Annotated in this window: 21 protein-coding genes; 11 read left to right on the top strand and 10 right to left on the bottom strand. The window is 67.8% G+C overall.

Annotated features, from left to right (window positions below):
• Positions 1 to 11: 11 nt before the first annotated feature.
• The 4 genes from ACQY9P_RS05525 to ACQY9P_RS05510 form a co-directional block, all read right to left on the bottom strand.
• Positions 12 to 710 carry a TPM domain-containing protein gene (locus ACQY9P_RS05525; RefSeq protein ID WP_421736265.1) on the bottom strand — a complete coding sequence of 233 codons (699 nt, stop codon included), beginning with the start codon at positions 708 to 710 and terminating at the stop codon, positions 12 to 14.
• Positions 710 to 1,507 (bottom strand): TPM domain-containing protein, encoded by a 798-nt coding sequence (locus ACQY9P_RS05520; protein ID WP_421736266.1) that lies wholly within the window; start codon positions 1,505 to 1,507, stop codon positions 710 to 712. Before ACQY9P_RS05520 ends, ACQY9P_RS05525 begins: the two co-directional genes overlap by 1 nt.
• Positions 1,508 to 1,646: 139 nt before the next feature.
• Positions 1,647 to 2,297, bottom strand: a complete 651-nt coding sequence (locus ACQY9P_RS05515) for a LemA family protein (protein WP_421736267.1) — start codon at positions 2,295 to 2,297, stop codon at positions 1,647 to 1,649.
• 151 nt (positions 2,298 to 2,448) lie between these two features.
• Positions 2,449 to 3,750 carry an acyl-CoA dehydrogenase family protein gene (locus ACQY9P_RS05510; protein ID WP_421736268.1) on the bottom strand — a complete coding sequence of 434 codons (1,302 nt, stop codon included), beginning with the start codon at positions 3,748 to 3,750 and terminating at the stop codon, positions 2,449 to 2,451.
• Between the two features lie 134 nt (positions 3,751 to 3,884).
• Here ACQY9P_RS05510 and ACQY9P_RS05505 point away from each other — a divergent pair, with 134 nt between their 5' ends.
• The 11 genes from ACQY9P_RS05505 to sugE all read left to right on the top strand — a co-directional run bounded on the left by ACQY9P_RS05505 (position 3,885) and on the right by sugE (position 12,032).
• Entirely contained in the window at positions 3,885 to 4,307 is a 423-nt protein-coding gene (locus tag ACQY9P_RS05505; protein WP_421736269.1) for a hypothetical protein, read from the top strand.
• 258 nt (positions 4,308 to 4,565) lie between these two features.
• Positions 4,566 to 4,898, top strand: coding sequence for a CC_3452 family protein (locus ACQY9P_RS05500; protein WP_421736270.1), 333 nt, complete (start codon positions 4,566 to 4,568; stop codon positions 4,896 to 4,898).
• A gap of 138 nt (positions 4,899 to 5,036) precedes the next feature.
• Positions 5,037 to 5,276 carry an acyl-CoA thioesterase domain-containing protein gene (locus ACQY9P_RS05495; RefSeq protein WP_421736271.1) on the top strand — a complete coding sequence of 80 codons (240 nt, stop codon included), beginning with the start codon at positions 5,037 to 5,039 and terminating at the stop codon, positions 5,274 to 5,276.
• A gap of 179 nt (positions 5,277 to 5,455) precedes the next feature.
• Positions 5,456 to 6,010, top strand: a complete 555-nt coding sequence (locus ACQY9P_RS05490; protein ID WP_421736272.1) for a F0F1 ATP synthase subunit delta — start codon at positions 5,456 to 5,458, stop codon at positions 6,008 to 6,010.
• Between the two features lie 51 nt (positions 6,011 to 6,061).
• Complete coding sequence (gene atpA, locus ACQY9P_RS05485) at positions 6,062 to 7,594, top strand: F0F1 ATP synthase subunit alpha (RefSeq protein WP_421736273.1); 1,533 nt, start codon at positions 6,062 to 6,064, stop codon at positions 7,592 to 7,594.
• A 34-nt stretch (positions 7,595 to 7,628) separates the two neighbouring features.
• Positions 7,629 to 8,507, top strand: a complete 879-nt coding sequence (locus ACQY9P_RS05480) for a F0F1 ATP synthase subunit gamma (protein WP_421736274.1) — start codon at positions 7,629 to 7,631, stop codon at positions 8,505 to 8,507.
• A gap of 56 nt (positions 8,508 to 8,563) precedes the next feature.
• Positions 8,564 to 10,192, top strand: coding sequence for a F0F1 ATP synthase subunit beta (atpD, locus tag ACQY9P_RS05475; protein WP_421736275.1), 1,629 nt, complete (start codon positions 8,564 to 8,566; stop codon positions 10,190 to 10,192).
• On the top strand, positions 10,192 to 10,440 hold the full coding sequence (locus ACQY9P_RS05470) for a hypothetical protein (RefSeq protein WP_421736276.1): 249 nt from the start codon (positions 10,192 to 10,194) through the stop codon (positions 10,438 to 10,440). The genes atpD and ACQY9P_RS05470 overlap by 1 nt, the downstream gene beginning before the upstream one ends.
• Positions 10,440 to 10,700: an ATP synthase F1 subunit epsilon gene (locus ACQY9P_RS05465; protein WP_421736277.1), complete on the top strand. Its 261-nt coding sequence runs from the start codon at positions 10,440 to 10,442 to the stop codon at positions 10,698 to 10,700. The genes ACQY9P_RS05470 and ACQY9P_RS05465 overlap by 1 nt, the downstream gene beginning before the upstream one ends.
• Positions 10,701 to 10,903: 203 nt before the next feature.
• Complete coding sequence (locus ACQY9P_RS05460; RefSeq protein WP_421736278.1) at positions 10,904 to 11,602, top strand: hypothetical protein; 699 nt, start codon at positions 10,904 to 10,906, stop codon at positions 11,600 to 11,602.
• 106 nt (positions 11,603 to 11,708) lie between these two features.
• Positions 11,709 to 12,032, top strand: coding sequence for a quaternary ammonium compound efflux SMR transporter SugE (gene sugE / locus ACQY9P_RS05455; protein WP_421736279.1), 324 nt, complete (start codon positions 11,709 to 11,711; stop codon positions 12,030 to 12,032).
• Positions 12,033 to 12,300: 268 nt separating this feature from the next.
• Here the strand turns inward: sugE and ACQY9P_RS05450 are convergent, their stop codons facing one another.
• The 6 genes from ACQY9P_RS05450 to ACQY9P_RS05425 form a co-directional block, all read right to left on the bottom strand.
• Positions 12,301 to 13,050, bottom strand: coding sequence for an alpha/beta fold hydrolase (locus tag ACQY9P_RS05450; protein WP_421736280.1), 750 nt, complete (start codon positions 13,048 to 13,050; stop codon positions 12,301 to 12,303).
• 45 nt (positions 13,051 to 13,095) lie between these two features.
• Positions 13,096 to 14,469 carry an alpha/beta hydrolase gene (locus ACQY9P_RS05445; protein WP_421736281.1) on the bottom strand — a complete coding sequence of 458 codons (1,374 nt, stop codon included), beginning with the start codon at positions 14,467 to 14,469 and terminating at the stop codon, positions 13,096 to 13,098.
• Positions 14,470 to 14,495: 26 nt separating this feature from the next.
• A complete protein-coding gene (locus tag ACQY9P_RS05440) occupies positions 14,496 to 14,981 on the bottom strand; it encodes an RNA pyrophosphohydrolase (protein WP_421736282.1) in 486 nt (161 codons plus the stop codon).
• Positions 14,978 to 16,156 (bottom strand): divergent polysaccharide deacetylase family protein, encoded by a 1,179-nt coding sequence (locus tag ACQY9P_RS05435; RefSeq protein WP_421736283.1) that lies wholly within the window; start codon positions 16,154 to 16,156, stop codon positions 14,978 to 14,980. The genes ACQY9P_RS05440 and ACQY9P_RS05435 overlap by 4 nt, the downstream gene beginning before the upstream one ends.
• A 96-nt stretch (positions 16,157 to 16,252) precedes the next feature.
• The gene (locus ACQY9P_RS05430; RefSeq protein WP_421736284.1) at positions 16,253 to 17,638 is read right to left on the bottom strand and encodes a S41 family peptidase; all 1,386 of its coding nucleotides are present in this window, start codon (positions 17,636 to 17,638) and stop codon (positions 16,253 to 16,255) included.
• A 110-nt stretch (positions 17,639 to 17,748) separates the two neighbouring features.
• Positions 17,749 to 18,795, bottom strand: a complete 1,047-nt coding sequence (locus ACQY9P_RS05425) for a murein hydrolase activator EnvC family protein (RefSeq protein ID WP_421736285.1) — start codon at positions 18,793 to 18,795, stop codon at positions 17,749 to 17,751.
• Positions 18,796 to 18,806: the final 11 nt, after the last annotated feature.

The following is an 18,806-nucleotide window of genomic DNA, read 5'->3' as shown; positions in this document are numbered from 1 at the left end:
CTCGTTGTCGTTTACCGTTTGGGCAGGATGGTCAGGCCGTCGGGCAGTTCGTTGGTGTCGGCCTGACGCACCGGCACATGGTTGGACAGGATCTCGCCCACCCGGGCGACGGCGGCGACGAAGCCATCGGCGACCTTGTCCTGCTTCATGCCCGCCACCAGGTCGGCCACCACCGCGTCCCAGACCGCGTTGGGCGCGGCCTTGTAAATGCCCTCGTCGGCGATGACCTCCACGCGATGCTCGGCCAAGGCGGCGAAGATCAGCACGCCGGTGCGGTCGCGGGTCAGGTGCAGGCCGTGGCTCATGAACTGGTCCATGGCCGCCCGCTTGACCGCCGCCGTCTTCAGCGCGCCGGGCGTCAGGGCGCGGCGCACGGGCGGGATCGACACGAACAGGGCCGACAGGATGAACACCGCCGCCTGCAGGGCGATATAGACCGTCAGGGTCGAGAAGATGGCGGTGTCGATCGCGGTGGCGTGGCCGACGGTCCAGCCGCCGAACAGCCTCGTCAGCATGTCGGGCCGCAGGCCGGCCAGCAGGGCCGCCGCCGGCAGCACCAGGGCCGTGGCCGCCGCCCAGACCAGCGGGGTCTCGCGATCGTCGGAAACCTCGGGCGCCAGCACGCAGAAGATCTCGCCGGCGGTGGTCTTTTCGGCCGCCGCCACCGCCGAAGCGATGCGGGCCTGGTCCTCGGGAGTCATTTTTCGCATCACCAGCTCCCCGAACTTCCGCCGCCGCCGAACGAGCCGCCGCCGCCGGAGAAACCGCCGCCGCCACCGCCGCCCCAGTCGGAGCCGCCGCCCCGTCCGCCGCTGTTGAGCGCGCTGAGGATGATCCAGGGCAGGGCCGAGCCCAGGCCGCCGCCGTGCCGACGGCCGCGCCGTCCGGACAGCAGCCGGGTGATCAGGAAGAAGATGACCAGGACGACCAGGATCGCCGCCAGGCCGCCACCGCCGCCGCTGCTCTGGCTGGCCTGGGGCTGCGCGGCCTGGGCGACCTTGGCCTTGGCCTGGTCGTCGGGCAGAGACAGCTGGGCCAGGATCTCGTCGGCCCCCGCCACCACGCCGCCTTCCATGTCGCCGGCCTTGAATTTCGGAATGATTGCGCTCTGGATGATGACGCTGGACAGGGCGTCGGTCAGGACCGGCTCCAGACCGTAGCCGACCTCGATGCGGACCTTGCGGTCATTGGGCGCGACCAGCAGGATCGCGCCATTGTCCTTGTCCTTCTGGCCCAGCTTCCAGGTGCGGCCCAGCTGGTAGCCATAGTCCTCGATCTCATAGCCCTGCAGCGTCGGGACCGTGGCGACCACGACCTGGCGGCCGGTGGTGTCTTCCAGCGTCTTGAGCTTTTCGGTCAGGTCCTGCTCGACCTGGGGCGAGAGGATGTTGGCCTCGTCGACCACCCGTCCGGACAGGGCCGGGAACTTCGGCGCGGCGAAGGCGGGGAGGGCCAGGGAGAGACAGAGGTAGAGCGCGGCCAGCACCGCGATCACCAAGCCGCCCATGCCCGTCTTGTCATCCCGGCCGGAGCGCGCAGCGCGTAGCGCCGGGACCCAGGGGCGACCACTGTGCGCCGGTCCCTGGGTCCCGGAGAGCCTCTGCGAGGCTTCCGGGATGACAAGGTTTTTGGCTGGGGTGTTCACCCTATTGGGCCGGAGCCGGAGCCGGAGCCGGAGCCGAGGCGGGCGGCGCCGAGTCGAAGCTGACGGTCGGCGCGCTCTGCGCCGAGGCCGTGGCCTGGAACAGCTGGGCCGGCTTCTGGCTGCTGTAGAGCGTCTTGGCCCAGAAGATGCTGGGGAAGGTCCGCAGCGTCGTGTTGTATTTCTGGGCGGTCTCGTTGTAGTCGCGCCGCGCGATGGTGATGCGGTTTTCCGTGCCTTCCAGCTGGCTTTGCAGGGCCATGAAGTTCTGGTTCGACTTCAGGTCCGGATAGTTCTCCTGGATCATCATCAGTCGGCCCAGCACGCCCGACAGCTTGTCCTGGGCGGCGGCGTACTGCTGGAAGGCGGCCGGGTCGGTGATGGTCGAGGCGTCGACCTTGACCTGGGTGGCGCTAGCGCGGGCCTGGGTCACCTCGACCAGCACGCCCTTTTCCTGAGCGGCATAACCCTTCACCGTGGCGACCAGGTTGGGCACCAGGTCGGCGCGGCGCTGATACTGGTTTTGCACCTCGGCCCAGGCGGTCTTGGTCGCCTCGTCCTGGGTCGGGATGGTGTTGATACCGCAGCCGGCGAGGGTGGCGGCCAGGGTGGCGACCACGGCGACGCGCATGGCGGTTTTGGCGAAAAGATTCATTCAGCCCTCCAAGAGCCTTGTCCGGATCAAGCAACGCCCGAGACGTGAAACAGGCGCGCCCTTTTCAGCATGACACCGCCGCCTGGGACGCGAGCGATCGCATACCCACGTTAGATAGCGCGTCGCTTGATCCACGTCAGGTCGCTCGAAATTAAACCTTCTCCATTTCCGCAAACTGTTTCCGGCGCGGACCCAGATAGCCGAACAGCCAGGCGGCCACCTTGCGGATCTGGATCTCCTCGCTGCCCTCGGTGATCCGGTAGCGGCGGTGGTGGCGATAGATGTGCTCGAACGGCTTGTGGCGCGAATAGCCGATGCCCCCATGCACCTGCATGGCCCGGTCAGCGGCTTCGCAGACCAGGCGGTTGGCCTGGTAGTTACACATCGAGACCTTGTCGGAGAGGCGCTTTTCCACCTCCGGCTTGGTCATCTGGTCCATCTCCCAGGCGGTCTTGCGGATCAGCAGGCGCAGCATCTCGGCGGTGCTGGCCAGTTCGACCAGCGGGAACTGGATGGCCTGGTTCTCGGCCAGGGGCTTGCCGAACGGTTTGCGGATCCGGGCGTACTTGACGCTCTCTTCTATGCAGAAGGTCGCCGCGCCCAGGCTGGAGGCGGCCTGGCGGATGCGGTTCTCGTGCACGAAGTGCTGGGCCAGCGAGAGGCCGCCGCCCTCGGGGCCGAACATGGCGCTGTCGGGGACCCACACATTGGTGAAGCTGACCCGCGGGTGGTCGGTCGGCATGTTGAAGGTCCAGAGGTACTCCTCGATCTTCACGCCGGGCGTATGGGCGGGCACCAGGAAGGCGGTGATCCCCCTGGCGTCGCCGTCCTCGCCGGACGTGCGGGCGAACAGGCAGCAGTGGGTGGCGGCGTGCATGCCGGTGGTCCACATCTTCTCGCCGTTGATCCGCCAGCCGCTCTCGCCCTTGTGGGTCTCGCGCACCGCGCGGGTCTCCATGAAGGTGGCGTCCGAGCCGTGGTCGGGTTCGGTCAGGCCGAAGGTCGGACGGAAGGCGCCCTTGTCGAGCATGTCGGTGATCAGGTGCTGCTGGTCGGGCCGGCCGAAGTCGCGGATCATCAGCACGAAGGGATTGTTGCCGACGATCGAGTGCTCGTTCTGCAGGTCGTTGAACAGACCCAGGCCCTTGCTGGCCAGATGCTCGCGGATCACCGCCATCCACAGGTTGGAGCCGCCCTGGCCGCCGAATTCGCGGGGCAGGGCGAAGCGGTAGTGGCCGGCCTGGTCGGCCAGCTTGCGGGCCTTGGCCAGCAATTCTTCCCAATCATGGCGGGGCAGGCCGCCGCCGTCCCAGTCGGTGCGGGCCCATTCGCGGCGGTGGTCGAAGAAGCGCTCATTGTCGTCGCGCGCCTGCAGGGGCGCGATCTCGTCCTCGATGAACTGGTCCAGCACGGCCAGATAGGCCGTCAGTTCCGGCGGTAAGGTGAAGTCCATGGCCTAGCCTCCCTCGCGTCTTTTTTTGGTGTCTGGAGCCGACTATGCGCGTCGCTTGGTCACGGCCAAATCGTGCCGTTGCGGAACGTCGTTCTTAACCTGGCCTTGACCAGCCCGGCCGTACGATCGTCGCCATGATCATGATGGCGACAGCCGCGATCCTTGGCGCCGCGCTTGGACTGTTCGTCCGGCCGCGGCTTCTCGGCGTCGCGGTGGCGGTGCTGCTGATCGCCGGGGTCGAGGGCGGCGCCCTGATGCTGATCGAGATGCTGCACAGCCAGCCCAACCGCGAAGTGCTGATCGGCCGCCTTGAGGGCCTGTTCGGCGAGGACTGGGTCGGCGCGGCCATACCGGTGGGCGTGGCCTTCATCGGCGCGGTTCTCGCGGCCGTGATGGGAACCATCTCCGACCCCAAGACCGTCACGGTGCTGACCGGAGACGAGGTTCGCCGCAAGGCCGGCAAGGACGGCCGCTACGCCCGGGTCCAGGGCATGATTGAAGACCGCCAGATCCATCAGAAGGCCGAGAGCCGGATCGAGTCCATCCTGGGGCTCTAGGCGAAGGGCCGCCGAGCGACGACCGCGCGCGGATCAGCCTCGCCGTTTTCCGTGAAACTCGCCGTTTCTAAAAAAAACTTAACGCGAATAAATTTCGCTTGCGCAATTTCGGGGCGCTGATATCTAAGCACTGCTTAGTTCGACTTCGTGGCGTCGGTGGGGATACCGACGCCTGCATCCCCGAAGTCAGGACAACCAGTAACGCTTTTCGCCGATCACCGATCTTCTCACAACTCCCCTGAACGTTGGAGGGCTCTTATGAAGCTCCGCACCCTGGCGGCCGTCGCCGCCCTGTCCGTTTCCATGTTCGCCGGCGCCGCCCTGGCCGATGGCCGCGTCGCCGCCGCTCTCGAAGCGCCCGTCGCCGCCAAGACCAAGGTTGTCGCCGGCGGCGCCGTGTTCGTCTGCGACGGCGCTGAATGCGTCTCGCTGTCGGCTCCCTCGCGCGCCATCACCGCCGTGTCCTGCAAGGCGCTGGCCAAGGAAGTCGGCCGCGTGTCGGCGTTCGGCGGCGAAGCCAAGTCGCTCGACGCCGACGACCTGGAACGCTGCAACGCCTCGGCCAAGGGCGCCGCCGTCGCCTCGAAATAAGGTTCTACCCAGTACCCAGACGCGTTGGGGCGATCTCGCCCTGTCTGGCTGTTTCCTCGAGCATTCGCCTTGATGGGGCGGCGGGCCTGTCCCGCCGCCCTTTTTCTTTTGTCCGATCTTCGGCTAACTTGGCTCCTCATGACAACGACCCTCGCCGCCCAGCTTGAAGCCGCCCTGCGCGATGTCGCCGGGGCGCAGTCCCGCCCTTCCTCCATGACCGTCGACTACGGTCCCGACGGCGAAGACGCCGGCGCGGCTGTCCGGGCCTGGGTCGAACGCTCGACCCGAAGCCTCGTCTTCGCCCAGGCCGAAGCCCGGCGCCGTAACGGAAGCCTCGCGGCGGCCGCGTCGGCCGTCTTTCGTCGCGTCGAGGCCTGATCGCGCCGCTTTGGTTGCGACTGCGAAAAGCCCGTGTTATCAGGCGCGCGGCTTCGGACGGGGTGGCGCATCAGCGCCGGCCCTCCATGCGCTTTTTTCAAGCGTGCTCAAGCCTTTAAGCCGGGACAAGGGTTAATCTTCTTGTCCGCGGCCATTGCAACGCACCGGGCGGATACCAAGTGGCGGACGAAACCAAGGCGACGGATGCGGGTCAGCGCTATGCGCAGTCCCTGTTCGAACTGACGATCGAAGGCAATCAACTGACCAAGGTCGAGGCCGACCTGAAGTCGCTGAAGGCGATGTACGCCGACAGCGCCGATCTGCGTCGCCTTGTCGCCTCGCCGGCCTTCTCCGCCCAGGACAAAGCTCTGGGCCTGGCCGCGATCGCCAAGAAGGCGGGCTTCCAGCCGCTGACGACCAAGTTCCTTGGCCTTGTGGCCAGCAACGGCCGGGCGGGCGACCTGATGGGCGCCATCACCGCCTTTTCCGAAATGTCGGCCAAGCATCGCGGCGTCGTCTCGGCCGAGGTGATCTCGGCCACCGTCCTGACCGCCGCCCAGCTCAAGGGCGTCCAGACCGCCCTCGCCGAAGCCCTCGGCAAGACTCCTGAACTTTCGACCCGCGTCGATCCGTCCATCCTGGGCGGCGTCAAGGTGCGTGTCGGCTCCCGCCTGTTCGATGCTTCGCTCCGTTCGAAGCTCGATTCCCTGAAATTCGCCCTGAAGCGCGCCTAAAGCCTTATAAGCGCGTCAAAAGATAAAAATCGCAGAGAGCCCAAGACAGCCATGGACATCCGCGCCGCCGAGATTTCGGCCATCCTCAAGTCGCAGATCGCCAATTTCGGCGAAGAAGCCGCCGTGTCCGACGTCGGCCAGGTGCTGTCCGTCGGTGACGGCATCGCCCGCATCTACGGTCTGGACAACGTCCAGGCCGGCGAAATGGTCGAGTTTCCGAAAGCCGGCGTGAAGGGCATGGCCCTGAACCTGGAGCGCGACAACGTCGGTTGCGTGATCTTCGGTCAGGACCAGGCCATCAAGGAAGGCGACGAAGTCCGCCGCCTCGGCGAGATCGTCGACGTTCCGGTCGGCCGTGGCCTGCTGGGCCGCGTCGTCAACCCGCTGGGCGAGCCGATCGACGGCAAGGGCCCGATCGTTTCGACCGAGCGTCGCCGCGTCGACGTCAAGGCGCCGGGCATCATCCCCCGCAAGTCGGTGCACGAGCCCGTGCAGACCGGCCTGAAGTCGATCGACACCCTGATCCCCGTCGGCCGCGGCCAGCGCGAACTGATCATCGGTGACCGTCAGACCGGCAAGACCGCCGTCGCCATCGACACCATCCTGAACCAGAAGGCTGCCAACGCTGGCAAGGACGAGAGCGCCAAGCTCTATTGCGTCTATGTCGCCATCGGCCAGAAGCGTTCGACCGTCGCCCAGATCGTCAAGACGCTCGAAGAGCACGGCGCTCTGGAATACACGATCGTCGTCGTCGCCTCGGCCTCCGAGCCGGCCCCGCTGCAATACCTGGCGCCGTTCTCGGGCTGCGCCATGGGCGAGTGGTTCCGCGACAACGGCCTGCACGGCCTGATCATCTATGATGACCTTTCCAAGCAAGCCGTCGCCTACCGCCAGATGTCGCTGCTGCTGCGCCGCCCGCCGGGCCGCGAAGCCTATCCGGGCGACGTGTTCTACCTGCACTCCCGCCTGCTGGAACGCGCCGCAAAGCTGAACGAAGACAACGGTTCGGGCTCGCTGACGGCTCTGCCGATCATCGAAACCCAGGCCAACGACGTCTCGGCCTACATCCCGACCAACGTGATCTCGATCACCGACGGCCAGATCTTCCTGGAAACCGACCTGTTCTACCAGGGCATCCGCCCCGCCGTGAACGTCGGTATCTCGGTGTCGCGCGTCGGCTCGTCGGCCCAGATCAAGGCCATGAAGCAAGTCGCCGGCGCGATTAAGGGCGAACTGGCCCAGTATCGCGAAATGGCCGCCTTCGCGAAGTTCGGTTCGGACCTCGACGCCTCCACGCAAAAGATGCTGGCCCGCGGCGAGCGCCTCACGGAGCTGCTCAAGCAGCCCCAGTACGCGCCCCAGGCCGTCGAAGAGCAGGTCTGCGTGATCTACGCCGGCACGCGCGGCTATCTGGACAAGATCCCGACCTCGGCGGTTCGCCGCTTCGAGGCCGAGTTCCTGGCCCGCCTGCACAGCCAGCACAAGGATCTGCTGGACGGCATCCGCACCAAGAAGGCCCTCGACAAGGACCTGGAGAACACGCTGAAGAGCGCGCTCGACAGCTTCTCGTCGACCTTCGCCTAAGCCCCCTCGGAACGCTCGGAGAGAGTAGCGCCGAATGGCCAGCTTGAAGGAAATGCGCAATCGGATCTCTAGCGTCAAGGCGACGCAGAAGATCACGAAAGCGATGCAGATGGTGGCCGCAGCCAAGCTGCGCCGGAGCCAGGACGCCGCCGAAGCGGCGCGTCCTTACGCCCGGCGTCTGGCGGCGGTGATCGCCAACCTGGCGGCCGGGGTGTCCGGCGACGGGGCTCCGGCCCTGCTGACCGGCACGGGTCGCGATGATCGGCACCTGATCATCGTCGCCGCCGCCGATCGGGGCCTGGCCGGCGGTTTCACCTCGTCGATCGTCCGCGCCTCGCGCGAGCGGATCGACAGCCTGATCCGCGAAGGCAAGGACGTGAAGATCGTCTGCGTCGGCAAGAAGGCGACCGCCCAGCTGCGCCGCCTGTACGCCGACCGCATCGTCGAGAACTTCGACCTGTCGGCCTATCGCCAGTTCACCCTGTCGGTGGCCCAGCCGATCGCCGACGTCGTCACGCGCCTCTATGAGGCCGGCGACATCGACGTGGTCACGCTGTTCTACAGCCGCTTCAAGTCGGTGGTCATCCAGACCCCGACGGCGCTGCAGCTGATCCCGGCGGTCGTTGACGGTTCGGCCGCTCCGACGACCGGCGCTTCAGCGGTCTATGAGTATGAGCCCTCGGAAGAGGCCATTCTCGAGACCCTGCTGCCGCGCAACCTGACGGTCCAGATCCTGTCGGCCCTGCTCGACAACATGGCCGGCTTCTACGCCAGCCAGATGACGGCGATGGACAACGCCACGCGCAACGCCGGCGACATGATCAAGCGCTACACCCTCGAATACAACCGTTCCCGCCAGGCCCAGATCACCAAGGAGCTGATCGAGATCATCTCCGGCGCCGAAGCCGTCTGATCAAAAGCCTAACGTAAAAAACGCACGCACGAGCACGCACGAAAGACCCGCACGCCATGGCCAAGACCCCCGCTAAGGCTCCCGCCGCCGCCGCTGACAAGCCGGCAGCCGTGAAGAAGCCCGCCGCCGCTCCGAAGGCGGCCGCCGCCGCTCCCGCCGCCGCCGCCAAGGCTCCGGCCGCCAAGAAGCCCGCCGCCCCCAAGGCCGCGGCTCCGAAGGCGACCCAGGCCGCTCCGGCCACCATCGGCGCGGCGACCGGCAAGCTCGTTCAGGTCATCGGCGCCGTCGTCGACGTCGAGTTCACTGGCGAGCTGCCGGCGATCCTGAACGCCCTGGAAACCGTCAACCAGGCTTCCGGCCAGCGCCTGGTGTTCGAAGTCGCCCAGCACCTGGGTCAGAACACCGTCCGCGCCATCGCCATGGACGCCACTGAAGGCCTCGTTCGCGGTCAGGCCGTGCGCGACACCGGCGAGTCGATCCGCGTTCCGGTCGGTCCCGGCACCCTGGGCCGCATCATGAACGTCATCGGCGAGCCGATTGACGAACAGGGCCCGATCAAGTCGGACATCTTCCGCACCATCCACCGCGACGCCCCTTCGTTCGCCGAGCAAACCAACACGGCTGAAGTCCTGGTCACGGGCATCAAGGTCATCGACCTGATGTGCCCCTACACCAAGGGCGGCAAGATCGGCCTGTTCGGCGGCGCCGGCGTCGGCAAGACCGTGACGATGCAGGAACTGATCAACAACATCGCCAAGGCTTACGGCGGTTATTCGGTTCTGGCCGGCGTGGGCGAACGCACCCGCGAAGGCAACGACCTCTATCACGAGATGATCGAGTCCAACGTCAACACCGACCCGAAGGCCAACAACGGCTCGACGGAAGGCTCGCGTTGCGCCCTCGTTTACGGCCAGATGAACGAACCCCCGGGCGCCCGCGCCCGCGTCGCCCTGACCGGCCTGTCGATCGCGGAATACTTCCGTGACGAAGAAGGCAAGGACGTGCTGCTGTTCGTCGACAACATCTTCCGCTTCACCCAAGCCGGCGCCGAAGTGTCGGCTCTGCTGGGCCGCATCCCGTCGGCCGTGGGCTATCAGCCCACCCTGGCCACCGAGATGGGCAACCTGCAGGAGCGCATCACCTCGACCAACAAGGGTTCGATCACCTCGGTCCAGGCCATCTACGTGCCCGCCGACGACCTGACCGACCCGGCGCCCGCCGCCTCGTTCGCCCACTTGGACGCCACCACCGTTCTGTCGCGCGACATCGCCGCCCAGGCCATCTTCCCCGCCGTCGATCCGCTGGACTCGACCTCGCGGATCATGGACCCGCTGGTCATCGGCGAAGAGCACTACAACGTGGCCCGCTCGGTCCAGGAAGTGCTTCAGCAGTACAAGGCGCTGAAGGACATCATCGCCATCCTGGGCATGGACGAGCTGTCGGAAGAGGACAAGCTGACGGTCGCCCGCGCCCGCAAGATCCAGCGCTTCCTGTCGCAGCCCTTCCACGTGGCCGAGCAGTTCACCAACACCCCCGGCGCCTTCGTCGCGCTGAAGGACACGATCCGCTCGTTCAAGGGCATCGTCGACGGTGAATACGACCACCTGCCGGAAGCCGCCTTCTACATGGTCGGCCCGATCGAGGAAGCCGTGGCCAAGGCCGAAAAGCTGGCGAGCGAAGCCTGATGACCGACGAACACGATCTGGTCGGCTTCTGCTGCGAGGAGCTGGAGGACGCGGTCTCTTCGGACCCGGCCGACGCGCTCGTCCAGCATGACAGCGGCCTGATCCTGCTCAACCTTGGCGAACGGGAAGAAGAAGGCGAGACCGGCGTCGTGCTGGCCACCATCCGCTTCTGCCCGTTCTGCGGCACCGAGATCCAGACCGACGAAGACGTCGAGGCGGCTCTCGGCGACGTGGAGATCGTGGAATAATGGCTAAGCTGCACTTCTCTCTCGTCGCTCCGGAACGCGAACTGTTCTCGGGCGAGGTCGACATGGTCCAGGCTCCCGGCGCCGAAGGCGACTTCGGGGTCCTGGCCAACCACGCCCCGTTCATGACGACGCTGCGCGAAGGCCGCGTCACCGTGAAGGACGGCGCGACCACCAAGCTGTTCGACATCCAGGGCGGCTTCGCCGACGTGGGTCCCGATGGCCTGACGATCCTGGCCGAGCACGCCGTCGAAGCGGTCTGAGCCTCTTCGATACTGATTCGGAAACGCCTCCGTCCCGCCCGGGTCGGAGGCGTTTTCGCGCCTGACGGGAAGATCCGCGCGCACTTGGCGATTAAAATTACACTTGTGGCCTCATCTCCGTCGCAATCTGTCGCCATAAGGGTTGCGAGGGACCGTCTGTCGGTTTTAATGCCGACCTCTTGCCTGTTGGGGATATCTCGATAATGCGCCTCGCGCTCGCCAGCCTGATCGCCCTTGGCGCGGTCTCGACCGCCGCCGTCGCCCAGGAGCAGACCGCTCCGGCTCCAGCCGCCGCTCCGGCCGCGGCTCCGGCCCAGACGCCCGCTCCCGCGCCCGCTCCGGCTGACCCGGCCGCCGCGCCCGTGGTTCCGGCTCCGGCCGCCACCGCCGCGCCCGCCGACACCTATGTCGCTCCGGTGCGCCCGCCGCCCTCAACCGATCCCCTGGCGCTGCAGGTGCTGGGCGTGCTGGACAAGATCTGCAAGCCGGCCGTGGTCGGCGGCGACTTCCAGGCCCTGGTCAAGGCGGCCGGTCTGAAGAAGAAAAAAGAACAGTGGGTGATGGACCTGGGCAAGCCCTACCTGATCGCCCTGGACAACCCCGGTTCCAACAAGAACGTCTGCACCCTCACCATCCAGTACGCTCAGGGCGACGAGCAGGCCCAGGCCCTGGCCACCGCCCTGCACGACTGGGCGACGTGGGAAAACAGCCCGCAGCTGCGCCTGATCCGCAACGACCAGATCGCCGGTAGCGACTTCCGCCGCTTCACCGTCTCGTGGGACGACGCCTGGGCCAACGGCGCCGCCGGCCTGGTCTATATGCGCCTGAAGAAGCCGGACGGCTCGTCAGTGGGCAAGAACTTCGAACAGGCCCAGATCCTGTACAGCACCACCAGCCGCTAAGGCTGACTTGCCCCTCGACGGGGCCGGTTCTATCTAGGAAAGGCGCGGGGACGACCCCGCGCCTTTTCGCGTTTCCGGGGACGACCCCAAGTTCTTGGTGTGCGTCATGGCCTGGATCATTCTCTTCATCGCTGGTCTGTTCGAGATCGGCTGGGCCGTGGGCCTGAAGTTCACCGAAGGCTTCACCCGCCCGATCCCCATTGCTCTGACGGCAATCAGCCTGGCGCTGTCGATGGGTCTGCTGGGCTGGGCGGTGAAGACCCTGCCGCTCGGCACGGCCTATGCGGTGTGGACCGGCATCGGCGCGGTCGGCACGGCCCTGGTCGGCATCGTGCTGTTCAAGGAGCCGGCCACGGCGGCGCGGCTGGCCTGCCTGTGCCTGATCGTGGCGGGTATCCTGGGGCTGAAGGTGTTCACGCCGACGGCGTGAACACCGCTTCCATCTCTACAATCTTGTCATCCCGGAAGCCTCGCAGAGGCTGTCCGGGACCCAGGGGCAACCGCACTGCAGTGGCCCTGGGTCCCGGCTCTCCGCTGCGCTGCGGCCGGGATGACAAGCAAAATTGTGCCGAAATAACTGAAGCCTAGAGCCCTTTCCGACCTGATGGCTTCATCAGGGGCGGACGAAAAGGGCTCTAAATCAAAAGTTTAGAGCATTTTTCGATCCGATAACCGTTTCACACTTATCGGAAAATGCTCTAGGCCGCCGCGCGATCCTCGGCCGCGATGAAGGTCAGGCACGAGGCCGCCACGGCCTCCCAGCCCGGTTCGCCCGGCAGCCAGTGGCTCATCTCCGGAAACACCTCGACCACGCCGTTCAGGCGCGCGGCTGTCTGGCGAACGGTGGCGGGCGGATGGATTACGTCCTTGCCGCCGGCGATGGCCAGGGTCGGCGCGCCCGAGGGCGCGGCGCTGGTGGTCATGAAGGGGTCGAGCCACCAGTTGAGGGTCTCCCACAGGGCCCGGCCGCTCTCGGCCGTCATGCGGGCGTACAGGGCCTTGCGATCGGCGCGCTCCAGGCGGTCGAGGCTGTAGCGCTTGACCACGCCATAGTCGGGCGCCACGGCCTGCAGCCAGTAGGGACCCAGGGCATAGAGGCTCACGGCCGAGACCGCTTCCTCCAGGCTCGCGCCCGACACGCCCCAGGGCGGCGAGGGCGCCAGCAGGATCAGTCGCGAGACCTTGGCCCGCGCGGCCGCCATCTGGGCGACCAGGCCGCCCATGGAGTGACCGATCAGGATCGGAGGCTCGTCGCAGGCCTCGCACAGGACGGCGATCTGCTTGGCGAAGTCGGTCATCGACCGGCCGGCGACGGCGCCCTGGCCGTCGCGCCCCAGCAGATCGGGCGTGAACACCGCATGACCCGCGGCCTCGAAAGGCTGGCGGAACAGGTCGAACGTCCAGCCGCCGCAGAAGGCGCCGTGGACCATGATGACGGGTGCGGGCATGGACGCCTTTCGAACGCCGTCGGCGAAACAGCCGACGGCTTGAACCTACACGCTCTTCTTGGGCTTAGGCGAAGATTTGGCGGGCTTTGGTGTCGCAGCCGGCTTCGCGGCTGCCGGCGCCTTCGCTGCGACCTTGGGCGCAGCGGCCGCCTTGGCGACCGGAGCCTTGGTCGGCGCAGGCTTGGCGGCGGCCTTGGGCTTTGCTTTGGCCGGGGCCTCGGCCTTCGGCGCAGCAGCGGGCTTGGCGGCGGCGCCCTTGGGCTTGGCCGGAGCCTTGGCGGCGGGCGCCTTGGTCTCGACCTTGGCCGGCGCTGCGACGGGCGCGGCTTTGGGCGTGGCCTTCGGCTTGGCGGCGACCTTCGCGGGAGCGGGCTTGGCCTCCGCCTTCGCGGGGGCCTTGGCGGCCGGCGCGGGCTTGGCCGCGACGACCTTGGGCTTGGCGGCGGCTTTCGGCGCGGGCTCGGCCTTCACCGCAGCCGCCTTGGCGGGCGCGGCGGCCTTGGCGACCGCTGGCTTGGCCGGCTTAGCGGCAGCGGGCGCAGCGGCCTTGGCCGGGGCCTTCTCAACCGGGGCCTTGGCGACGACCGGGGCGGCGACGGGAGCGGCGGCGGGCGCCGGCTTGGCCGGAGCGACGACCAGGGCCTTGTTCTTCAGCCAGGCGATGACGTCGCCCAGGATCACGTCGGAGCCGGGCTCGTCGATCAGCCAGTGGGCGTTGTTGGGATATTCGACATAGTCGCCGCCGACGGCGGAGTATTTCTGCCCGACCAGGCGCAGGTCATCGACCGGCGTCGTACGGTCCAGGGCGCCGGCCACCACCAGCAGGGGCACCTTTACCTTGTCGACATCGACCGTGGCGGTCTTGTGGGGATCCTTGTCGGGCCAGGCCAGGTTGGACAGCACGCGCCCGGAATCGAAGACCATCCTGGCGTAGAGCGCGTCGTGGCGGCTGGCGGGCACGGCGTTCATCACGCCCCACTTGAAGCCCGTCTTCCACTGCTTGACCGTCTTGGTCTCGGGACTGGGCATGAGCGCGGCGTTCAGGAAAGCGAAGACCGGCGAGAGCTTGGGTCTGCCGCGCGCGTCGGCGGGCGAGGCGGGAGCGAACAGCACCGCGCCGGCGATCAGGCCGGCCTCGGCCAGCTTCTGGGCGATCATGCCGCCCATCGAGTGACCAAAGGCGATCGGGGCTTCACCGTCCTGCTGGGCCAGCGAGGCGGCCAGGGCGCTCATGTCGGCGACATAGTCGGCCAGTCCGAGATCGGCCAGGCCGGCGCCCGGCGCCGACACCTTGCGCTGCTCGGCGCGCAGGGTCGGGGTCTCGACGCGATAACCCTCCGCGCGCAGCCTTTCGGCCACCGGCGCCCAACTGTCGCCCGCGCAGCCGAAGCCATGGATCATCAGAATGGTCTTGGCCATGCCGATCGCTCTCCCAGTCGGGGCGATCAGTCGCCCGCGTACTTGCTGAATGCGGCGACCACGATTTCGTAGACGCCCCGTTTAAAGGGTACGATCAGTTCGGGGGTCTCGTCGAGCTTTCCCCATCGCCAGGCGTCAAACTCGACCTCGCCATGGGCTTCAAGGTCGATTTCCGTCTCTGCACCGACGAAACGGAACGCGAACCACACCTGCTTCTGGCCCAGCCAGCCGCGGGCCCGCTTGGAGCCGACCAACTCGGGCGGGAAGTCATAGGCGATCCAGCCGGGGGTGCGGTCCAGCAGGACGACCGAGGTCACGCCGGTCTCTTCGGCCAGCTCGCGACGGGCGGCGTCCAGCAGGTCTTCGCCGTCGTCGACGCCGCCCTGCGGGAACTGCCAGTTGTGCGGCGGCGGCTGCTGGTTGCGGCGGCCCAGCCAGACCCGGCCGTCGGGATGGAACAGCACCACGCCCACATTGGGCCGGTGCTTGGGCAGATCGTCTGGCGTGGTCATCGGCGGGCCAGCGCCGAGGCCGGGGCCAGCTGCATGCCGCGCGCGTTCAGGCCGGCGGCCCAGGCGCGAACCTGATTGATGGTCACCGGATAGGCGAAGCCCGAGCCCAGGGATTGGCCGCGCGCGCCGGCGCCGGTCTCCAGCGCCCGCAGCTGGATGTTGATGGCTTCGGCCGACAGGTCGTCGTCGATCACCCGGTCGGCCGAGGCGCGGGGGATCGCGCCGCCGCGCCGGGCGGCCAGGCCGTCATCGACGAAGGCCAGGCCCCGCGACTTGAGGGCGGCGTTGAAGGTGTTCATCGCCGCGTCGGACTCGACGAAGCGGGCGCCCAGATAGTTGCTGAGGCCGAAATAGCCGGTGGCGCGCGACATCAGCCATTCCAGCTTGCGCACGGTGTCTTCCGGCCGGTTTGCGGCGATCAGGGTGTAGGGGCCCGGGTCGTTGGCCGGATAGTCGGCCGGCTCCATCGGGGTTTCCAGCAGCACTTCGTGACCGTTGGCGCGGGCCAGGTCGATCCAGCCCTGAAGGCCCTCGGCATAGGGCGCGAACGACAGGGTGATCTCGCCCGGCAGGGTCTCGATGGCGGCGCGGGTAGTCTGGGGGTTCAGACCCAGGCCGCCGATGACGACCGAGACCTTGGGGCGGCCGTTGGCTGTGAACGGCCGGGCATAGGCCTCCGCCGCCGTCCTGCCATTGGCGGCGATGATCGGCAGGGGCGCGCCGCCGGGACCGGGTCCCGACAGGCCCGCGATCGGCGCCTGGGGCAGGGCGCCGCCGGGCGCGTGGACGGGGGCGGCGTCGGTCTCGCCGGGGAAGGAGATCGAGGCCTCGGCCGGTGCGTTGACGATCGGCTTGGCCGAAAGGTCCAGCGTGTCGGGCACGAAGCCGGCTTCGTGCTCGCCCTCATTGGCCAGGGCTTCCTTCCAGCCTTCGGGCGCGTTCTTGGTGGCGCCGATCTTGGTCAGTTCGACCCGGATGGACGGCGCGCCGGCCTTGGGATCGCCCGTGACCAGGACCAGGCCCGCCAGCGACATCAGGAACAGAAAGGCCGCGCCGCTGGCGGCGATATAGGGATTGGCCACGGCCGCCATCAGGCGTGCGCGCAGGTCTCCGTTCGCGTCCGAAACCGGCGCGGCGGCGGCATAGGCGGGCTTGCGGGAGAACATGGCGGCCATCGTCGACGACCCTAGCCGGCAAGCTTCAAATTTATGGTTAACAAGAACCTGCGACCAATTGGCCCCCGTCACGAAGACGGGGGCCTTTGGCGAGGCCTATTTCTTCTCGATCGGCGGCTTGCCCATGGCGGCGGCCTTGGCCGTGACCTCGGCGATCTTGGCGGCCGGCTTGGGCATTTTCGGCGTGGCCGCGACCGAGCCGGACTTCAGCACGGCCAGGGCGCGCTGCAGCTGGAAGTCGTCCTTCTTGTCGTCGAAGGTCGCGGGCGGGGCTTCGGCCGGGGTGTGGGCGCCCTGGCGGGCCTTGCCCTCGTCGGCGTTGAGCGCGTTCTTGAAGCTGGCTTCGCTGAACCACACGCGGTTGGCGATGTCCTGGGCCTGGTCGCGGGTCTGGGCGACCTCGAGGTCCGGCGCGATGCCGGTCTTCTGGATCGAGCGACCCGACGGCGTGAAGTAGCGCGCCGTGGTCAGCTTCAGGGCGCCGTCCGCCCCGCCGCGCAGCGGGATCACGGTCTGGACCGAACCCTTGCCGAAGCTTGTCAGGCCGACCAGTTCGGCGCGGTGGCGGTCCTGCAGGGCGCCGGCGACGATTTCAGCTGCCGAGGCCGAGCCCTGGTTGATCAGCACCACCACCGGCAGGCCGTTGAGCATGTCGCCGGGGCGGGCGTTGTAGCGCTGGATGTTGCGGGGATCGCGACCGCGCTGGCTGACCACCTCGCCGCCGTCCAGGAACACGTCGGCCACGCTGACGGCCTGGTCGAGCAGACCGCCCGGATTGTTGCGCAGGTCGAAGACCAGGCCCTTCATCTTGGGGTTCTTGGCCTTCAGGTCGTTGATCGACGCGACCAGGGCCTCGGTGGCCTTCTCGTTGAAGCCGGGCAGGCGCACATAGCCGTAGTCGCCTTCCATGCGGGCGATGGCGGCCTTGGGCTTGATCACTTCGCGGATCAGCTTGACGTCGAACGGGTCGGTCTTCTCGCGGGCGATGGTCAGGGTGACGGGCTCGCCGGCCGCGCCGCGCATCTGCTTGACGGCCTCGTTGACGGTCAGGCCCAGCACGCTCTGGCCGTTGACGGCGGTGATGTAGTCGCCGGCCTGGATGCCGGCTCGGGCGGCGGGCGTGCCGTCCATGGGCGAGATCACCTTGACCACGCCCTCTTCGCTGGTGACCTCGATGCCGAGGCCGCCATATTCGCCGCGCGTGGTGTCCTGCATGTCCTCGAAGCTGTCGGGCGACAGATAGCCCGAATGCGGGTCGAGGCTGGTCAGCATGCCGTCGAGAGCGGCCTCGATCAGCTTCTTGTCATCGACCTCGGCCACATACTGGTCTTCGACCGTGCCCAGCACGTCGCCGAACAGTTCCAGCAGCTTGTAGGTCTTGGTCTTGGGCGGGATGTTCGCCTGGGCGATGGGGCTAAGATAGGCCATGGTCCCCGCGCCGAGGACAAAGGCCGAAACTCCGATGAGCAGGTACTTGCGCATTAGGCCCTGAAGGCTCCCTCGCGACGCGAACGTCGCACTCTTGATGACTCGTCCCCGACCATCCCGGGCAAGAACGTTCTATTTGCGGCCATCATTGCTGAAAAAGCCGTCTACGGCGACCCCCGCTTCATCCACCGTTCGGGATCGACCGGAACACCGTCCTCGCGAACCTCCAGATAGAGCTCCTGATCCGAGGATACATGATCCGACATCTTTCCGATCGGGGCTCCGGCCGCGACGGATTGTCCGGGCGCCACCGAAACCTGATCCAGGCCCGCGAGCACCAGATGGTAGGAGCCCTGGGCCCGTAGGATCAAGACAACGCCCCATCCGCTCAGCGCGCCGGCATATTCGACGGTTCCCGCGGCGGGACTGGTCACGGTTCGCCCCTTTTCCGCGCGGAACGCGACACCGGGCGAGCGACCGCCGGCGGGCAGGGTGTCGTTGAAGCGGCGGATCATGGGGCCGGCGACCGGCGAGGCCAGGGTCAGGGGCCCCGTGGGGGTCTTGCTGGGCAGGCCATCGGTCAGGGCGCCCAGGGTGCGCAGCTCGCTGGCCTCGACCAGGGCCTGCTGGGCGTAGGCGCGTTCCAGCTGGGTCTTCTCGATGATCTTGCGCTCGATCTCGCCCTTGCGGTCGGCCACGACGCTCTCGGCGGTGAACAGCTCGGCCGCCGCCGCCGCCGCCTCGCGCCGCAGGGCGCCCACCGCCGAGGCCTGGCGGGCATAGGCGTCGGCGCGCCTTTGCAGGTCCGGGGTCATGGCGCGGATCAGGATCGCGGCCCGCACGGCGTCGCGGGCGTCGCCGGGCGATACCAGCAGGGCCGGCGGCGGATTGCGCCGGAACAGCTGCAGCGCCGACAGCAGCCGGGCCAGGCGGTGGCGGTCGCGGCCCAGCTCGGCCAGCACCGAGGCCTCGCGGGCGTTCAGGGCTTCCAGCCGGGCGCGCTTGAGGGCCACATCGTCGCCGGCCGCCACCCTGGCATGGTCCAGGCGCGACAGCTCGCCGCGCAGGTCTTCGATCTCGCGGCGGGTGTCGATGGCCGACTGGCGGTCGCGGGCCCGCTGGTCCTGGCGCGCCAGGCCGACGCCGGCCGCCGACAGGGCCAGGGCGAAGGCGATCACGGACAGGGCGACGGGCGAGGGGCGGCGAAGCATCTCCCGCTCTC

Origin of the sequence: Caulobacter sp., from assembly GCF_965279145.1 — a bacterium.
Classification (GTDB): Bacteria; Pseudomonadota; Alphaproteobacteria; order Caulobacterales; family Caulobacteraceae; genus Caulobacter.
This window is presented reverse-complemented; position numbering and strand designations above follow the sequence as displayed.